This window comes from Corynebacterium sp. KPL1824, assembly GCF_000478095.1.
GTDB lineage: Bacteria > Actinomycetota > Actinomycetes > Mycobacteriales > Mycobacteriaceae > Corynebacterium > Corynebacterium accolens.
Genome location: NZ_KI515749.1, coordinates 1132835 through 1149809, shown reverse-complemented (window position 1 = coordinate 1149809; position 16975 = coordinate 1132835). Strand labels below are relative to the sequence as shown.

Annotated in this window: 15 protein-coding genes and 1 tRNA gene; 8 read left to right on the top strand and 8 right to left on the bottom strand. The window is 59.5% G+C overall.

Features of this window, described 5'->3' with window-relative positions; genetic code table 11:
- The first annotated feature begins 11 nt into the window (after positions 1 to 11).
- The 6 genes from HMPREF1267_RS05355 (at position 12) to HMPREF1267_RS13135 (ending at position 5021) form a co-directional block, all read left to right on the top strand.
- Positions 12 to 797, top strand: coding sequence for a (Fe-S)-binding protein (locus tag HMPREF1267_RS05355; protein ID WP_005280166.1), 786 nt, complete (start codon positions 12 to 14; stop codon positions 795 to 797).
- Complete coding sequence (locus HMPREF1267_RS05350) at positions 797 to 2302, top strand: lactate utilization protein B (RefSeq protein WP_005282359.1); 1506 nt, start codon at positions 797 to 799, stop codon at positions 2300 to 2302. Before HMPREF1267_RS05355 ends, HMPREF1267_RS05350 begins: the two co-directional genes overlap by 1 nt.
- Positions 2299 to 2919, top strand: coding sequence for an LUD domain-containing protein (locus HMPREF1267_RS05345; protein ID WP_005282357.1), 621 nt, complete (start codon positions 2299 to 2301; stop codon positions 2917 to 2919). Before HMPREF1267_RS05350 ends, HMPREF1267_RS05345 begins: the two co-directional genes overlap by 4 nt.
- 111 nt (positions 2920 to 3030) lie before the next feature.
- Positions 3031 to 4587: an alpha/beta fold hydrolase gene (locus tag HMPREF1267_RS05340; protein ID WP_023028661.1), complete on the top strand. Its 1557-nt coding sequence runs from the start codon at positions 3031 to 3033 to the stop codon at positions 4585 to 4587.
- Positions 4588 to 4640: 53 nt separating this feature from the next.
- Positions 4641 to 4714, top strand: a tRNA-Arg gene (locus HMPREF1267_RS05335).
- Between the two features lie 148 nt (positions 4715 to 4862).
- Complete coding sequence (locus tag HMPREF1267_RS13135; RefSeq protein WP_023017767.1) at positions 4863 to 5021, top strand: hypothetical protein; 159 nt, start codon at positions 4863 to 4865, stop codon at positions 5019 to 5021.
- A gap of 515 nt (positions 5022 to 5536) precedes the next feature.
- On the opposite strand, the gene HMPREF1267_RS05325 is transcribed toward HMPREF1267_RS13135, so the two are convergent.
- Positions 5537 to 5986 (bottom strand): Panacea domain-containing protein, encoded by a 450-nt coding sequence (locus tag HMPREF1267_RS05325; protein ID WP_005282350.1) that lies wholly within the window; start codon positions 5984 to 5986, stop codon positions 5537 to 5539.
- Between the two features lie 197 nt (positions 5987 to 6183).
- On the opposite strand from HMPREF1267_RS05325, the gene HMPREF1267_RS05320 reads away from it, so the two are divergent.
- Both HMPREF1267_RS05320 and HMPREF1267_RS05315 read left to right on the top strand, forming a co-directional pair.
- Positions 6184 to 7083 carry an ABC transporter ATP-binding protein gene (locus HMPREF1267_RS05320; protein ID WP_023017765.1) on the top strand — a complete coding sequence of 300 codons (900 nt, stop codon included), beginning with the start codon at positions 6184 to 6186 and terminating at the stop codon, positions 7081 to 7083.
- A gap of 3 nt (positions 7084 to 7086) precedes the next feature.
- Complete coding sequence (locus HMPREF1267_RS05315; RefSeq protein WP_023028660.1) at positions 7087 to 8256, top strand: ABC transporter permease; 1170 nt, start codon at positions 7087 to 7089, stop codon at positions 8254 to 8256.
- A 56-nt stretch (positions 8257 to 8312) separates the two neighbouring features.
- On the opposite strand, the gene HMPREF1267_RS05310 is transcribed toward HMPREF1267_RS05315, so the two are convergent.
- The 7 genes from HMPREF1267_RS05310 to HMPREF1267_RS05280 form a co-directional block, all read right to left on the bottom strand.
- Positions 8313 to 8516 (bottom strand): hypothetical protein, encoded by a 204-nt coding sequence (locus tag HMPREF1267_RS05310; RefSeq protein ID WP_023017763.1) that lies wholly within the window; start codon positions 8514 to 8516, stop codon positions 8313 to 8315.
- A gap of 72 nt (positions 8517 to 8588) precedes the next feature.
- Entirely contained in the window at positions 8589 to 8909 is a 321-nt protein-coding gene (locus HMPREF1267_RS05305; protein ID WP_023028659.1) for a hypothetical protein, read from the bottom strand.
- Positions 8896 to 9402, bottom strand: coding sequence for a MarR family winged helix-turn-helix transcriptional regulator (locus HMPREF1267_RS05300; protein WP_005282341.1), 507 nt, complete (start codon positions 9400 to 9402; stop codon positions 8896 to 8898). Before HMPREF1267_RS05300 ends, HMPREF1267_RS05305 begins: the two co-directional genes overlap by 14 nt.
- Positions 9403 to 9407: 5 nt before the next feature.
- A complete protein-coding gene (locus tag HMPREF1267_RS05295) occupies positions 9408 to 11996 on the bottom strand; it encodes an AAA family ATPase (protein WP_023028658.1) in 2589 nt (862 codons plus the stop codon).
- 5 nt (positions 11997 to 12001) lie between these two features.
- Positions 12002 to 13117, bottom strand: coding sequence for an exonuclease SbcCD subunit D (locus tag HMPREF1267_RS05290; protein WP_023028657.1), 1116 nt, complete (start codon positions 13115 to 13117; stop codon positions 12002 to 12004).
- A gap of 2 nt (positions 13118 to 13119) precedes the next feature.
- The gene (locus HMPREF1267_RS05285; RefSeq protein WP_023028656.1) at positions 13120 to 13941 is read right to left on the bottom strand and encodes an SWIM zinc finger family protein; all 822 of its coding nucleotides are present in this window, start codon (positions 13939 to 13941) and stop codon (positions 13120 to 13122) included.
- A 4-nt stretch (positions 13942 to 13945) separates the two neighbouring features.
- Positions 13946 to 16975: an SNF2-related protein gene (locus HMPREF1267_RS05280; protein ID WP_023028655.1), complete on the bottom strand. Its 3030-nt coding sequence runs from the start codon at positions 16973 to 16975 to the stop codon at positions 13946 to 13948.

Sequence of the window (16975 nt, the reverse complement as noted above, 5' to 3'; positions counted from 1 at the left end):
AGGAGCACCGTATGCGCATTGCGCTTTTTTCTACTTGCATTGGTGACACCCTGTTCCCGGACGTCCAAAAGGCGACGGCATTGGTCCTTTCCCGGTTAGGTCACGAAGTGGTCCTTCCGGAAGAGCAAACCTGCTGCGGCCAGATGCACATCAACACCGGCTACCAGAAGGAAACTCTGGGGATGATCCGCTCTTATGCGGATGCCTTCGCGGATCCTTCCATTGACTACGTCGTGGCCGCCTCCGGTTCCTGCGTGGCAGCAGTTCGCGACCGCCACGAGAGCATCGCCGACCGCTACGGTACTTCGGCCGATGTGGATGGCGCGCAGAAGACCGCGGGAAAGACCTACGACCTCACAGAATTTTTGGTCGATATTGAGGGCGTGACCAACGTCGGCGCTTTCTTCCCGCACCGCGTGACCTACCACTCCGCTTGCCACGGCCTGCGCTTCCTTAAGCTAGAAGACCGCCCCTACAAGCTTTTGCAAGAAGTCGAGGGCATCGACTTGGCACCGCTGGCCAATAGCGAGGAATGCTGCGGCTTCGGCGGCACCTTCGCACTGAAGAATCCGGAGGTCTCCCAGGCCATGGTCTCCGATAAGACTCGCCACATTAAAGACACCAAGGCCGAGTACGTGACCGCCGGTGACTCCTCCTGCCTGATGAATATCGGCGGCGCCCTGCACCGCCAGCGCTCCGGCATTCGCGCCCTGCACATGGCAGAGATTTTGGCCTCCACGAAGGAACACCCGTGGCAGCCTGACTCCGCCGCTTACTCCAAGGAGACGATGCTCTAATGACCTCTTTCCTCGATACCACCCCACCACGCGCCCCTGAAGGCTACGGCAACCTGCGCGGTAGCAAGGCCTTCGTCCCGCTCGCGCACGTGGGGCTGAATAATGCTACCCAGCGCCACAACCTGCAGCACGCGACCACCACCATCCGCCAAAAGCGCGCCAACACCGTGCAGGAAGTAGATGACTGGCAGCAGCTCCGCAACGCCGGTTCTGCCCTCAAAGAGGACGTCGCTGCCCGCATGCCGGAACTGCTCGAGCAGTTTGAAAAGGCCGTGTCTGACCGCGGCGGCATCGTCCACTGGGCACGCGACGCCAAGGAAGCCAACAAGATCATTGAAGGGCTCATCCGTGAAACGGGCGAGACCGATGTGGTCAAGGTGAAATCCATGGCTACCCAGGAAATCGGCTTAAACGAGCACCTCGAAGAAGCCGGAATTCACGCCCAGGAAACCGACTTGGCAGAGCTCATCGTCCAGCTTGGTGACGATAAACCATCGCACATTTTGGTGCCCGCAATCCACCGCAACCGCGCGGAGATACGCGATATCTTTGTCAATAAGATGCCCAATACGGATGACTCGCTAAAGGCTGAGCCCGCCGAATTGGCCGAGGCATCCCGTAAGTTCCTGCGCCAGCAGTTCATGAAGGCCAAGGTCGCCATTTCCGGCGCCAACTTCGGCGTGGCCGAGACCGGTACCGTAAACGTCGTGGAATCTGAGGGCAATGGCCGCATGTGCCTGACGCTGCCGGAAACGCTGATTACCGTCATGGGCATCGAAAAGCTCGTGCCTACCTTCCAGGACCTGGAAGTCTTCCTGCAGCTGCTTCCCCGTTCCTCCACCGCGGAGCGCATGAACCCCTATACCTCCATGTGGTCCGGTGTGACGGAGGGCGATGGCCCGCAGAACTTCCACATCGTTCTGCTGGATAATGGACGCACCGCTGCGCTGTCCTCGCCTATTGGCCACCAGGCGCTGAAGTGCATCCGTTGCTCGGCCTGCCTGAACGTCTGCCCCGTGTACGAGCGCGCCGGCGGACACGCCTACGGCTCCGTGTACCCGGGCCCCATCGGTATCTCGCTGACGCCGCAGCTTACCGGCATGAAAGACCACAACGATCCATCGGCAAGCCTGCCGTATGCCTGCTCGCTGTGCGGGCGCTGCGATGACGTGTGCCCGGTGAAGATTCCGCTTTCTGATGTCATCGTGGAAAACCGCCATCAAAAGGTCACCCACGCTGCCTCTCCGATCGAGCCGAAGCTCTTCAAGACGGTGCAGCTGCTCTGGGATAACCCCAAAATGTGGGATAAGGTCACCCACCTCGTCGCACTTGGCCGCGTGATGGGTGGATTCAACGGCACCATCGAATCGCTGCCGCTGTTTATGTCCGGTTGGTCCGATGGCCGCGATACCGCGATTCCACCGAAGAAATCCTTCCGCCAATGGTTCGACTCCGAAGAAGGCAAAGAGCTGCTGGCTAATGCCCGTAAGGAGGCCACCAAGTGAGCGCAAAGCAAGACATCCTAAACCGCATTCGCTCGGCACAGAAGCAGGCTGGGCTTGCAGATCACGTCGATGTGCCGCGCGAATATCAGCGCAAAGGCACGCTAAACGATGACGAGCTGCGCGAGATGCTGGTCGATCGCCTTGAGGATTACAAGGCGGAAGTACACGTCACGGAGGAAAGCGATCTTAAAAAGACGCTGGATACCATCGTCGCCGACCGCAAATGCACCGACATCCGCTACGCCCCAGGTATGAATGCCGATCTTTTTGACGGCCTTCAGGCGCGTCCGGACGACGAGGACGCGGACCCGCGCGAGCTTGACGATGCCGACGCCGTCGTCACCGAGTCCCTCGTGTCTTCCGCACAGACCGGCACCATCGTATTGCAGTCCGATTCCCGTTGCGGCCGCCGCGCACTGACGCTAGTACCGGACCGCCACATCTGCATCGTCCGCCGCGACGAAATCGTCTACGGCATCCCCGAGGTCATCTCCCGGATGGACCCCGACAAGCCCGCAACGTGGATTTCTGGTCCTTCCGCGACCTCCGATATCGAGCTTTCGCGCGTCGAGGGCGTGCACGGCCCGCGCGATCTCATTGTGATTATTGTGAAGTAGCGTGGTTAGGGTGCCGAGTTAGGGCACCCGCCGCGTGGAAATCACTGCCACGAACCTGAAAAAAGCATAAGCTGACTCTGACGAACGCTATAGAAGTCGGAGCTTTAGCTTATGCTTTCTTTTTCTAGAAAAATTTCAACCGTAGTGTGCGCCAGCGCCCTCGCACTGGGCGTGGCAGCCCCCACCGCCGCGGCGGCGGAGCCGGACATCACTTGGGAGGATTGCCCCGAACAGGTCAACCTCAATGGCGCCGAGTGCGGCCGGATAGAGGTGCCTACCTACTACGATAATCCCACGGCCGGCACCATTAGCGTCGGTTTCGTTCGCGTGCCCGCGGCACAACCAGATGCGCGGCGCGGCGCGCTGTTTACCAACCCAGGCGGCCCAGGCGGTGACACTTATTCTTGGGCTGGAAACGATGCCGTCGAATGGCCCGAGGAAATTCGCAACGAGTGGGATCTGATCGGCGTCCAGCCGCGCGGCCTGCCTGGTTCCACCCCGGTGGACTGCGCTACCACCCCGAACTTCAATCCCATCGAGGCCACTACGCAGATCGGCAAGGCCACCCGCGATGCCTGCGAGCAGAATACCCCTGGCTATACCAACTCTTTGACCACCGCCAATACCGCCCAAGACTGGGAAATGGTGCGCCAAGCGCTGGGTGAGGACGTCATTGACATCGCCGGCGTTTCCTACGGCACTTACCTTGGCTCGGCTTATGCCACCAAGTATCCGCAGCACACCGGCAAGGTGCTGCTTGATTCCGGCATGAGCCCGCAGCTGGCATGGAACGGCATCTTCGCCTCACAGCAACAGGGATATGAGAATGCGCTGCACGATCTGTTCCAGTTCATCGCGGATAATGACGCCACCTATCATTTGGGCACTACCCCACTCCAGGTCTATGAAAAGTGGTCGCAGAAAGTCGCCATGGAAGCCGGTGCCCGCCCCACCGTATTGCCACCGGATGCGAAAATCGGTGACCTTCCCCCAGGGCTCGAGTTCGCCGGCCAACCGGGCGCGGACATCATGACCGCCACGGGTGAGCTGCGCGTACAGGCGGAATTCCTCGCCAACAAGGCTCTTAACCCACAAGCAGATCAGAGGGCCTCAATCACCTTAGGCAAGACCCGCGAGGTAGTTCCCATGCCCGCGCACTGGGATGAGTTTGCCAAGTACTTAAACGGCAGCAAGCCCCTCGAAGTCGTCGATGATCCGGAGCTTGCCCGCGCGGTGCAACAGCAAACAATCCAGATGATGAATATGCAAAACCTCATCGTCTGCAACGAGAACACCGTCGCCGGTAACCCGTGGCTCTTCCCCACCTACCTGTGGTCCAACTTCGTCACCGGCGATATTTTCTCCTTGGTTAATTCCATGTATGGATCTGGCGCCGGGTGTGGCGGCCGCGGACCCGTTACCGGCGGGGCACCACTCGATGGCTCGCACCTTGCCACCAAGCCCCTGCAAATCCAAGGCACGGGCGATCCGCAGACCCCGTACCAGTACCATGAGGCCCTCTCCCAGCCCATGCAATCGCGGGTCGTCACCGTCCACGGTCCCGGCCACGGACACTTTGCGCTGGGTAATAAGGCCGTCGATGAGATTGGCGTGCACTATCTACGCACCGGTGAGGTAACCACCGCTGACGCACCGGGCCTGATTTAGTTCCGCGGCGGCCGATGCGCTAGAATCACATCGTTGGGAATTTTCCCAGCGATGTCTCCGTAGCTCAGCGGATTAGAGCATCGGTTTCCGGTACCGAAGGTCGCAGGTTCGATCCCTGTCGGGGACACAAAATTTTTAGCCCTCTCGCTTTTTCCAGCGAGAGGGTTTCAATATACGCCCCGTTTGCGGATTAAGTAGCCACCGGAGGTTCAGGAAGCCCTTACCATCCTGAACCTCCGGGCTACCCCTCCAATTCTAAACGGAAGGATAAACCCATGACCACACGAACTCTCTACTTCATCGCCCTAGCCCTACTAGCCATATCTTTGATCATCAACGTCATCAACGGGTTCACTACCTCCAGCACCATTCTCACAGGTATGGCGGTGGTTGTACTTGGCTGTGCCACCTACAAGAAAGTATGGAAAAAATAAGCCTGCGAATCACGGACACAAACGCCGAGCGAAAATTGTGAGACGGGGCTAGGGCCAGCGCGTGGCAGGTGTCGCGGGCCCCGCTTTAATGTGAGTAAAGATCCCCATACTTAGTCTCTATCCATAGAACGTAGAAAATTCCACCGTCTTTCCAGCCAACGAATGGAAGGTTCTCTTGGTGCCGGAACACGCGGAATTTGGTTAGCTCTTGGAACTGCCTAGGGATTTGAGCTTTGATTTCGTTTTTGGGATAAATTCCGAGCCGAGCCCGTGCCTGTGGTGATTAACGAGATCTCTCCAAGAAATTAGTGAGCGTTTGTGCCATTTGTCGAGGAACTCGCGGCGCATCCTATCGGTCATTTGCCCGAATCCCCATCCGCTCTGCAGAAACCTAGTGGACAGGAGCGGGTATTCGTTCGATGCCGCTCGTATGGCGCTCAAGACGCCTGTATCTGCACCACTGTGATTCTTCGAAACCGGGCGCGTGCCACGTCTCTTACTCTTCTTTGCCATACCTAGTTGAAGTATTCTTTGAGGTCGGCATCAGAAATCTCAAGCCCCCGTTTTTCTTCAACGAAGTTTTTCTTCCAAGGTGACTCCGTGTGGGTTTTATTACGTAAAGCCCACGCCGAATAGGGGCCATACTTATTCCATACGTCAATCAGGGTATCTTCTACAGGCCGATAATCATCCCAATTGAAGTCATCAGAAATAAAAGTATCGGGGTCGATCGGGCTCTTACCGTACTTTTTAAGTTCGCGGTAGATGTCTACAACGACAGGTCCGTGGGCCCATGCTTCCATCCGTTCATTGAAGAGCGGCACCCCTCCGGAGGCTCGCATGTAAAGGCCCTTTGCGTAGTAAAGAAGCTTTTGAATTTTCAGCGGTGTGAGCTCGGCTTCTTCGGTTTCTTCAGCCCAAGCTACGAGCCATTCTGCGATTTGATGAGCAGTGTATTGCTTCATTGTGCACCTCCTTCCTGCTTGTTTTAAACGCTACAGCACGTGGAGAGCACTTTCTATTCCTACCTACTCGGTGGGGGCTTGACCCATGCAACCTGGCTTTCAATGGATTCCATAGCCAAACTGTTAGGTTTATGAAATACTAAGGTATCTAGAACCACGAAAGTTATGCAGTATAGGCGCGCCATGGAGGATACCCCTTGCCCACCTTAGAAATCGACCATCTCAATAAATCTTTCGGCAGCGTCCGCGCGCTGCGGGATATGACCTTTAGCGTGCAGGAGGGCGAAATCTTCGGCTTCGTCGGTTCCAATGGGGCGGGCAAGTCCACCACCATGCGCATCGCACTGGGCGTGCTCGCGAAAGACTCCGGCGAAGTTTATTTCGATGGCTCCCCCATTAATGACGATAACCGCCGCCGCATTGGCTATATGCCAGAAGAGCGCGGGCTCTACGGCAAGGAACCGCTGCTTAGCCAGCTGACGTTCCTGGGCACCCTGCACGGCATGAACAAGCAGGCCGCCCAGAAATCCGGCTCGGAGCTGCTGGAACAGCTAGGGCTGGGAGAGCGCCAGGACGACAAGCTCGATGACTTGTCCTTGGGCAACCAGCAGCGAGTGCAGCTAGCCGCCTCCCTCATCCATGACCCCGATATGTTGATTCTGGATGAGCCCTTTTCCGGCTTGGACCCCGTTGCGGTCAATGTCATGTCTGACATGCTGCGCGAGCGCGCCGCCCGCGGTGTGCCGGTCATCTTTTCCTCCCACCAACTGGACTTGGTGCAGCGCCTGTGCGATCACGTGGGCATCGTCACGCAAGGCCGCATGGTGGCAGAAGGCACGGTAGATGAGCTGCGCACCCAAGGCGCCTCGCGCTATGCGGTGGAAACCCCTGCTCGCGGTTGGTACCCGGAGGGCACTCACTTGGTTGAGGCAACTGACCAGGGCGTGGTGCTCGAGGCCGATGATGGCACCGATGACCAAGCCATCTTGCGCGCTGCCATGGCCGCTGGCCCCGTCCACTCCTTCGGCCTCAAGGTCCCTGACCTTACCGAGCTTTTCCAAGACGTCGTCACCAGCACCACCACCGAGGAGGCCTAGCCCATGCAGTATTCGGCAATGAAGACCATAGGGACCGTCGCCAAGCGCGAAATGGCGGTTGCCCTCAAGACCAAATCCGTTGTCATCATGATGCTGCTGCTTATCATTGGTGCCATCGCCACCCCCATCATCATTGACTTGCTGTCCGGTGGTGACGATGAACCAGACTCCGTCGCCGTGGTGGGCATGGAGGCAGACGCATTCGCTGATTCCGGGCTGGAGACGCAGGCCGCAGATGACCGGGATAGCGCGGTGCAGCTTATCGATGACGGCGACGTCGACGCCGCCCTCGTGCCCGCCAACGACGAGGGGTGGGAGCTTTTGGCCAACGGCACCGTCTCCACCACGATCTCCACCACGGTCAATCAAGTGGTTGCGGCGCAGGCGCAGGCAGAGGCACTAGATACGCTGAATATTGATCCCCAAGAGCTTGCCGCCGCCACCCCATCAGCCGAAGTGACCGCGGTAGATCTGGAAACAGATGAGGCCTCCGAAGAACAGATGGGCACCGTTGCCATTGTCCTTATCGCCGCCATCGTGGTGGTCTTTTCCATCATGACCTTCGCAGGGCTCATCGGTGGCCGCGTTACAGAAGAGAAGTCTTCGCGCGTGGTCGAAATCATCCTTTCCACGGTGCGCCCGGTGGATTTCTTGGCAGGCAAGGTCATTGGCAATACCATTATCGGGCTGCTCGGCACCTTCCTCATCTTGGCCGGCGGCGTGGCTTCCCTGGCATTTACTGGCGCAGCAAGCGAAATCCAGCTCGACTATGGTCTAATCGCTGCCCTGCTCGTCGGGGAAATCCTCGGTCTCTTATTCTTCGGCAGCCTCTATGCCGCAGCCGGCTCCATGGTGCAGCGCACCGAGGATCTGCAATCGACGCAGATGCCCATCCTGCTCATCGTCTTTGCCACCATGTATGTCCCCATGTTTGGCTGGACCAACTTGGATGCCACTTGGATGCAGGTCATGGGCTGGGTGCCGCCGGTCTCTATGTTGGTCGCTCCCCTCCAAGTTGCTGGCGGCAATATGAGCTGGCTGGGCTTGGCGGGAAGCTATGCGGTCCTCGCTGTAGTTACCGCGCTCATTCTCATCGTTGTCGCGCGCATCTACCGCCGCGCCATCTTGAATAACGGCAAGAAGATGACTTGGCGCCAGGTGCTCAAGAAATAAAAATAAATCCGGCCTCCCACTTTCAAAGGGAGGCCGGATTTTTCTATTGCGCAGAATTACTCAACGATGAATTCGTTGGTGATCGGCTGGGTGATATCCAAGGTGCCGTGCTCGATGTAGTACATGCCAAAGAACATGGCGCCGAGCAGCACTACGGACAGCAGCATGCAGGGAATCCACTGGACAAAAACGGAAACCCAGCCCTCGGATTGCTGGCGGGCCGCCGCCTCGCGTTGTTCTTGAGCCTCGCGCTCGTTCATAATGATAAAACCTCTCGCTTCACCGAAGATTAACTAAAAGTATCTTAACAGTTTATGGTCTCCGTGGTGACATTAGATCCCCGGATCTTCATCATTTAATAAAGCCTCAAGGAATGCCTCGCGGTCTGTGAACATTTTCTCGATATCCTCTTCCGCGCCCACGATCCAGGCATCGGCATCCTCATCAAAGGTCAACGCGGACTCGGGGTAGGCTTCCAAGGCTTCCTCCATCGCGGCAATCTGATCGGCATCGGCGCGCTCCTCAGCAAAAGCTTCCGGATCACCAATGCGCTGGCCCAGCTCGCCCAAAGCCGTTAAGCCATATGTTTTATGCTGCTTTTTCGGGTGCTCGAAAAGTTCTTGTCCCATCATGGCGGTGTTATTTTCCTCCATTCAATAAAGAATCCGGGACGAATCCCGAATAGCCGGGGATATTATTGACCTGCAATACCCCATGGAAAAAGCGCTTGAGTGCGGGAACGTCCTCCTCGTGGAGGTGGTCGAAGACCAAGCGGCGGACGGATTCCACGTGCTCGGGGGCCGCGCGCTCGAGGTGGTGGAGCCCGGCCTCCGTAATGTGCACGTTGACCCCGCGGCCATCATCGGTGGTCTTTTCTTTAACCAAGAGCCCACGCTTTTCCATGCGAGTGACCTGGTGGGAGGCGCGCGAGCGATCCCAGGCGAGCTCCGTGCACAGGTCGCGCAAACGCAGGTGCTGATCTGGGGCTTCCGAGAGGGATACCAGGACCGCGAATTCGGAGACGGAGATTTCCCCGCCCGCCTTGAGCGTCTCGTCCATGCCCCTATCTATCTTGCGGGTCGCGGCCAATAATAGGCGCCATAGCTCCTGTTCATCATCGTTTAACCAGCGGGTTTGTTCAGACATAAGGACTAGATTACCTCCTTCAGCGTGGCGATGTCGCGCTCGCTGCGCCCAGGCACCCGGGAATAGCGCTGCGGCATGCAGGTAAAGACCAAAACCTGGTTCTCGCGGCCCACCTGTGAGAACAAAGTGGACATCAGTTGCAGGCGGTGGGCGTCGGTAGAGCCCAGCGCGTCATCGACGATGACCGGCACGGTTTCCTCCCCCGCCACCAAGCGCGCGATAGCAAAGCGGGTAAGGATGGCCAGCTGCTCGCGCGCGCCGCCAGACAGGCTGGTCATAGCTACAGTTTCATTATCGCGGGTGCGCGCGGTAACAGAGAGATCGTCTGCCAATTCAAAGCTGATATCCCCGCCATAAATGGTGCGGGCCAGTTGGGCGAGCGCCGCCACGAAGGGCTCGGCATAGCGCTGGCGCGCGGCATCGCGGTGCTTGAACAGCAGCTCGCGCAGGTAGCGTGCCGCAAGCGCGCGCTTTTCCACGCTTTCTAGCACCGCTTGGGCCATCTCTGCTTCGGCTTGCGCCTGCTGCTCGCGCTCTGCCGCGCCGGAGTGATAATTAATCTCGCTAGACAACTTGCCGAGCTCCACCTTCGCATCTTGCACCTGATTCTGCAGGTAATCCAGGTGCGATTGCGCGCCCTCCACCAGGCTCTGGGCGGTGGCCAGGTCCACGGCCTCCATCTCAGAAAGCTGCTCCTGCAGCTTGCCTACCAAAGCACCCAACCGCTCTGTCTCTTCTTCCAAGCCGGCATCGGAGGTTTTCTCCCGCGCTTCAGCCAACTCGCGCTCGGCACGCTCGGCCTTCTCGGTGGCGGCCTCGAGCTCGGCTTCGAGGCGCACCACGTCGTGGGCGATGCGGCTATCGCGGAAGGGAATAAGCTCGCGGTCGAGGGCATCGACAAGCTCGCGCGCCTCTTCCTCAGCTTCTTCTGCACCAGATAGATCCATGGCCGGGGCATCATCGAGCCCGGAGACCTTGTCCTTCAGCGCCGCGTGCTGGGCGCGCAGTTCGCCCAAATCATCCGGCCCTAGCTCGCCCTCGAGCTTGCGCGTAGCGGCATCCAATCCAGCATTCTGCTCGGAGTGCGCCTTAAGCAGGGCCTCGGCGGCGGCGATCGAGTCGACGCCGGTGGCATCGAAAAGCTCCTGCAGGCGCGCCTCGGCTTGGTCCACCTCGCGCTGGGTTTTATCGGAAGAATACGCACCGGCCACGAAGCGGGCGGTGATATCGCCGATGGTGATCTCGCGGCCATCGACAAGCTCAATTGCGGGCTGCTTGCCGATGTCCACCTGCGTCCCATCCACCCCAATCTCCGCGCCCTCGGGCCCGGAAAACTCCACCTTCGCGGCGGTGGCATCGTGCAGGCGCTTGGCCAAGGCGAGATCGGCGTCAGCCTTGCGGAGTTCCTCGACATCCGCGGCGGTCATCTCGCGCCCGCGCTGGGCTATCTCCGCCTGAGCCTTCTCCACGCCACGAGCCAATTCCTCCACCTTGAGCAGGCGCTTATCCAAGCGCTTAAAGGTCTCCTTGTCCTGATGCAGCCGCGCCTGCTTGAGCGTTGCGCGCGCGGTGGCGTAGTCCTCTTTGGCGGTAGCCAGCTTCTTTTCCACCGCCTCTTTATTCTCGTTTTCCTCCGCGGCCTTCTCGCGGGCGGTCGCAAGCTTATCCGCGGCGCTCGACTTTGCGGTGCCAGCGGCCTCGAGCGCCTCGACCATCTCCTGGCGCTTAGACTGCGCATCCTTCGAGCGTTGGAAATCCTCCTTGGCGCGGGTGAGCTCGGCCTTGTGCGCATCCACTTGGTGCTGGGCCTTTACTGCCTCGTCTGCGGCGGCCTGTTTCTCAGCGAGATCCGTACGGGCCGCGGGAAGCTGCGCCTCGGCCTCTTCTTGCTGGCGTTCCAAGTGCTCGTAGCGTTCCACAACGGAGTCGAGCCCGCGCACCGCAGCGGTTGCTTCTTCCAACTTCTGCTCGGCACGCTCCGCATTGTCCTGGGCCTTCTTGTATTCGCCGGCCGCCTTGCCCGTCTTTTCGGTGTAGTAGCGCTTATATTCCTTATCCACCTTGCCCAAAAGCTGAGAATCATCGCCGGATACCTCGTCCTCCGCCAGGCCGGACTCCTGCTCGAGGGCCTGCGTCAGCGACGGGATGCCCACCGCGGAGATGGCGTCATTGGAGTCATCCTGGCGCATAAAGAGGACATCGAGAAGCTGGCGATCCATGTTCTCGCTTAAAATCTGTTCCAGCTCGTCATCGGCCTGGCGGCCTGTATATTGTGCGTGGCGCGGGGACGATATGGCCAGTTCACAGTACTTCTTCTGCAGCCAGCGCTTGGCAATGCGAAAGCGGTACTCCCCCACGGAAATATCCGCAATGACCTCCGGAGATACATCCTTGCCCACCGGCTGCAGGTCCCGGATGCCGCTGGGGCGCGCCGTGTGCTTTTCCGTTAACACCACATCGAGGGCCTCCACGATGGTGGATTTACCGGCCTCGTTCTCGCCGTGGATAACCACCACCCCGGTTTCTGGCAGATCATCTAAAACCAGGTGCTCGATGCCGCGGACGTTTTTAATCTCTAAGCTGTGGATGCGCATGTGGTTTATCCCTCCAGGCGAAATAGCAGATTGGCGGCGTCGCGGGCCACCGGATCCTCGCGGTTATCCAGCAGCTCCTGCAGGGCGTCGGCGGCATAGCCGGAAATATCCAGGTTGGCTAGTTCATCTTCGCTCGGTTCCAGGAACAGGTCCATGGTCCGCTCGCGCGGGCGCAGCGAGGCAAAGACCGCCTCCAACTCATCCAGCCCACGCTGGAGCCGGGCGTGCGCCGCGATGCCGAGGGTCCCCTGCAGGCTGTATTTAATCGCCGTGCGCACCTTATCCGGGTACTCCTCCAGACTGCGCAGGAAGCGCTCGACGTCCTCGGTGGAATTGACGGAGGCATCGAGGGCATCGAACGTCCAGCGCCCGATGCTGCGCTTATCGATGTCTATATCCTCCCCCTCAATCCTTACCACCAGCGCATTCCCGGAATCAGCCTCGCCACCACCGGTGGAGCACTCCTTAAAGTCCGTGGTCTCCGGGCTGCCGGAGAACCAGACGCGCCCGGTTGTGCCCAGGCTGGCCGTCGAGTGGGTATCGCCCAGCGCCAAGTAATCAATCACCCCGCGCTCCAAGCACTGTTCGACGAATTCCAAGTCGATGGTATCGGCATCTCCCCCGCTAGTACGCGAATCCACCTGGCCATGGCCCACGGCAATCCGAATTCCTTCCGTGGAATCGAGCGGTTCTAAGGCCTGGCGCACCAAATCGTGGTTGGCGCGCTTGGACAGGTACGGCGCCCCCACCACTTCCACGCCCTTGCCCACCTCGATGGGCTCAGAATCCGCGATGACGTGCACGTTGTCGGCGCTGGTGCGATAAAATACCGAGTCCGCGACCAACGGATCGTGGTTTCCGGGCAGCACATACACCGGTACCGGCAGGCGCTTAAACATCTCGGTGGCGCGGGCCAAGATCTCCCGGGAGAGCGCATTGTGCTCAAATACATCGCCGGCGACGACGATGAACTCCGCGCCAACCTCCTCCGCGAGCTGGCCTAGGTGCATGATGGCGGACTCTCGGTCATCGTTGAAACGACCTTGCGCCTCCCCCTTCAAAAACCAGCGGGTCATTCCCAGCTGGAAGTCGGACGTGTGGATAAAGGTCGTTACAGTCATAATCAGTGCGTTAAGTGGTAGTAAAGGTCTTCAATATCGGACACGGCGCGCAAAAGATCAATATTGGTATGCGATACGGCCCGCAGGGCCTTGCGCAAGAGGTCTGGATCGGAGTCTTCTAACGCTGGGGCAACCTTGGGGTGCGGCAGCTTGGGCATCTCGCGGCCATTCCAGAACACATCGTTCTTTTCTTCCGCGGATAAATCGCTAGCCCCAAAGCTTTCGCGGGAGACCTGCTGCGATTGCTCCATGACGGCCTTTTCAAGGCGCGCAAAGTCTAACCCGCGCATATTGAAAATCACGGCGGGATCCGCATCCGCGCGGGTGGCGAGCCTATCTCCCACCGCCACGATGTGCTTGCAGGCATAGGCGGAATCCGGGCAGGTGCAGGAAAGCCGCAGTTCTTCGGCCTCGCTGGCAAAAAGGGTATCCAGCGCGTCCTCAGACAGCAGGCCCTTGCGCGCATTCGCTACGGAATTGGGCGTGCGCGCGAATTGCCCGGCGAGTGCCGCGATATCGTCATTATCGCGGTACGGCAGCTGGATGAGTACGGAAAACGGCTCATTCTGGGAACCGGCCACGCGCCCATGGATGGCACCGTTACGGATCTCCAATCCCACGACGTGACCGCCTTCTGCGTACTGGCGCCCGCGGGTAATCCGCCCCCGGTCCGCGTCATGGCTGGTAAAAGAAGAAATCCGGGCGGCGGTCTTGGACAGCAGCCGCCCGCTGCGGTCAACATGGTTGACCTCATCCGGGGTGCTCACGCGCTTGCGGGTACCAAAGTTTGCGTAGATGACATTGTCATCGCCCTTAACGGCCATCCGCTTACTCCTTTCCCCGGTAACTCATGAGCTCCGCCAGCTGGTCCGGCTCCAGTTCCGTAAGCCAGCCTTCGCCTTCACCGACGACGGCCCCAGCCAGCTGCGTCTTTCCATCCAAAATGTCTTGAATGGATTCTTCCAACGTGCCAGCGGTAATCATCTTATACACCTGCACGTTGCGGCGCTGACCGATGCGGAAGGCACGGTCCGTGGCTTGGTTTTCCACCGCGGGGTTCCACCAACGGTCCATGTGCACCACGATCGATGCCGCGGTGAGGTTGAGGCCCGTGCCGCCCGCCTTGAGCGAAAGGATCATCGCCTGTGGGCCATCCTCGGATTGGAAGTCCTCCACCATTTGGTCGCGCTTATTCTTCGTCACCCCGCCGTGCAGGAAGGGAATCTCATGGCCCAGCTGCCCGCTCAGGTAGGGCTGCAGGATAGCCCCGAAGGCCTTGTACTGCGTAAAGATCAGCAGGCGCTCACCGGATTCGGTGGCGGCATCGACAATCCGCATCAGCTCCTTCACCTTGCCCGAGCGGTGCTTGCCCTTGATAACCACCGGTGAATCATCCCCCAGGTAATGCGCCGGGTGATTGCAGATCTGCTTAATGCGGGTCAGGGAGGCCAAGACGATGCCGCGCTTGCTGATGCCCGTAGCATCCTCCAAGCTCTTCTTCACCTCATTGACCAGCGCTTTGTACAGCGCGGCCTGTTCGGTGGTCATGGATACGGTAAGAATCTGCTCGGACTTTTCCGGCAGGTCATCGATGATATTGGGATCGGTCTTGACGCGGCGCAGGATGAGAGGCGCGGTCAGCGCGCGCAGGCGCTCGGACATCTCCTCATCATTATTGCGCTCGATGGCCTTGGCAAAGTGATTGCGGAAGAAGGACGACGTACCCAAAATTCCTGGGTTGCAAAAGTCCAAGATGGACCGCATCTCGGACAAGCGGTTTTCCACCGGCGTACCGGTCAGCGCCACGCGGTGTTCAGACGGCAGCGACCGCACCGCCTTGGAGGAACGTGTGGCCGAGTTCTTAATGGCCTGCGCCTCATCGAGGACCACGCGCTGCCAGGACACCTCACCCAAGAGGTTGAAATCCCGGCTGACGGTGCCGTACGTCGTAATGACCAGATCGGCTTTCGCGGCGGCCTCGAGGAACCTCTCCCCGCCCGGACGCCCCGCGCCGTGTTGCACCATGACCTTAAAATCCGGCACGAAGCGGCGGGCCTCGCGAGCCCAGTTGCCCACCACGGAGGTGGGTGCAACGACCAAGGTGGGCCCGGTCTGTTCACCGCGCTCTTTCTCCACTGCCAAAAGGGACAGTAGTTGGAGTGTTTTGCCGAGCCCCATGTCATCGGCAAGCACGGCGCCAATATTATTGCGCGACATCCAATACAGCCAGTCCACGCCCGTGCGCTGATACTCGCGCAGCTCCGCGTGGACGGTCTCCGGGATGTCCACGCGCTTAGGTGCGACCGTATCCATGCCGCCGAGCAACGCGGTATGCCACGTGCTGCCGGTAAATTCGATGGGCTCCTGAGCCATCGACTCGAGCGCCAGCTCCCGCAGCTCCGCCACCGTGACCTGGTGCTCGCTCTTCTCGTTGAACTCCGCTCGGCGACGCTCAACCTCCGCCATGAGCTGCTGCCAGCCCGGCTCACCTAGCTTCTTGGCCATCTCCGCCGAGGCCGCCAGCTGCTCGAGCTCCTTCTTGGCGCGTTCGCGGGACTTATCCGCCAGCTCCTCCATATAAGAGGAAACCTTGGATACGACCTGGGTATCGGCCATCACCCACTTGCCGCGCAGCTGGATGAGCCCGGACTTGGAATTGACCAACTCGTCCATCTCGGACTCGGTAAGCTCCACATCGCCCACGGACATGCGCCAGTTATAGTCCACGAGCTGATTCATGCCGATGTGCTTCTTCGTGGCGGCTTCCGCCGGATCCCGCGCCTCGCGAGTTTCCAGCTTGGCCTTCGTATCCATCTGCGCCCACGATTTGGGCAGCATGACGGTAATGCCCCGCTTCTTCAGCTCGGGTACCTCGTGCGCAATAAACTGCGTGAGCTGCTCCGTATCCAGATAAACATCCCAATCGCCGTCGCCAGGCTGGGGCATTTGCGTGCTCTGGCCCAGGCTCGGCGCCGCGCGCAGGGCCTTGCGGTGGTTTTCGCGCAGCTTCTCGATGCTCGCCCTATCCAACTCATCCGCCAACACCGGCCGCGGCGAATCCGTTCCAGAGCGCACCCGCACCCGAATCGGCCACGCTGCGTCTTCTGGATCCTGTTCTTCCGGCTCCTCCACGATGTAGACGAGCTGGAGTTCCACCTGGTAAATGGAATTCTTCCATTCATTAAGCCCGCGCAGTAGTTGCGCGCGGCCGCGGCGAATGGGAGACGTCGTCAAAAGTGCACGGGCGAAGTCGTGCCACGGCATGGGCCGGGGTTCATTGAGCAGCGGCTGCAATTCCCGGTTGGCAATCCAATGCGTTAGTTCATCCGCTAGGTCATCTGAAAGGGCCCTATTATTTATATGGAGAATCCCGGGTGCCGCGGCCATCATTTCTGCGAGCCAACCGCGCTCGCCCAAGCCTGAGGCCAACTGCCACATGGGGAACCACTCGTTAGCCTGGTACGCCAGCCGGAACGTCACCCTGCCCGCGCGGACAAACTTGCTCAGGCCGCTATATGCGTGAATGAGCCAGTGCAGATCCGGTGCAATCGATTCCGGTGGATGGTGATCCAGGTATTCCAGCTGGGCTAGGGCTTCTACCGCTTCTTCCGGGGCAAACATGGCCATGGGCACCATGAGCGAGACGTCCTTACCCTTTGGGGTCCGCAGTGATACTCGCGCCCGGTTCCGGAAGGATTTCTTAGCCAAGATAGCATCGACTGCCTGCGGAAACGTCCCCTCCGGCACGGCCGAAGGCATAACAATCTTGTGTCCTTCTACCTGCTCAATCCATAGACCAAGCCCCGAGACTGGCAGCCAAAGGCCATGCACAAGGTAAGAAGCCATAACGGCCAGCAT

Excerpts from the sequence above, each read along its gene's own strand:
- HMPREF1267_RS05355 (WP_005280166.1), top strand. The coding sequence starts at position 12 with ATGCGCATTGCGCTTTTTTCTACTTGCATTGGTGACACCCTGTTCCCG.
- HMPREF1267_RS05350 (WP_005282359.1), top strand. The coding sequence starts at position 797 with ATGACCTCTTTCCTCGATACCACCCCACCACGCGCCCCTGAAGGCTAC.
- HMPREF1267_RS05340 (WP_023028661.1), top strand. The coding sequence starts at position 3,031 with ATGCTTTCTTTTTCTAGAAAAATTTCAACCGTAGTGTGCGCCAGCGCC.
- HMPREF1267_RS13135 (WP_023017767.1), top strand. The coding sequence starts at position 4,863 with ATGACCACACGAACTCTCTACTTCATCGCCCTAGCCCTACTAGCCATA.
- HMPREF1267_RS05325 (WP_005282350.1), bottom strand. The coding sequence starts at position 5,986 with ATGAAGCAATACACTGCTCATCAAATCGCAGAATGGCTCGTAGCTTGG.
- HMPREF1267_RS05315 (WP_023028660.1), top strand. The coding sequence starts at position 7,087 with ATGCAGTATTCGGCAATGAAGACCATAGGGACCGTCGCCAAGCGCGAA.
- HMPREF1267_RS05310 (WP_023017763.1), bottom strand. The coding sequence starts at position 8,516 with ATGAACGAGCGCGAGGCTCAAGAACAACGCGAGGCGGCGGCCCGCCAG.
- HMPREF1267_RS05305 (WP_023028659.1), bottom strand. The coding sequence starts at position 8,909 with ATGGAGGAAAATAACACCGCCATGATGGGACAAGAACTTTTCGAGCAC.
- HMPREF1267_RS05300 (WP_005282341.1), bottom strand. The coding sequence starts at position 9,402 with ATGTCTGAACAAACCCGCTGGTTAAACGATGATGAACAGGAGCTATGG.
- HMPREF1267_RS05295 (WP_023028658.1), bottom strand. The coding sequence starts at position 11,996 with ATGCGCATCCACAGCTTAGAGATTAAAAACGTCCGCGGCATCGAGCAC.
- HMPREF1267_RS05290 (WP_023028657.1), bottom strand. The coding sequence starts at position 13,117 with ATGACTGTAACGACCTTTATCCACACGTCCGACTTCCAGCTGGGAATG.
- HMPREF1267_RS05285 (WP_023028656.1), bottom strand. The coding sequence starts at position 13,941 with ATGGCCGTTAAGGGCGATGACAATGTCATCTACGCAAACTTTGGTACC.
- HMPREF1267_RS05280 (WP_023028655.1), bottom strand. The coding sequence starts at position 16,975 with ATGCTGGCCGTTATGGCTTCTTACCTTGTGCATGGCCTTTGGCTGCCA.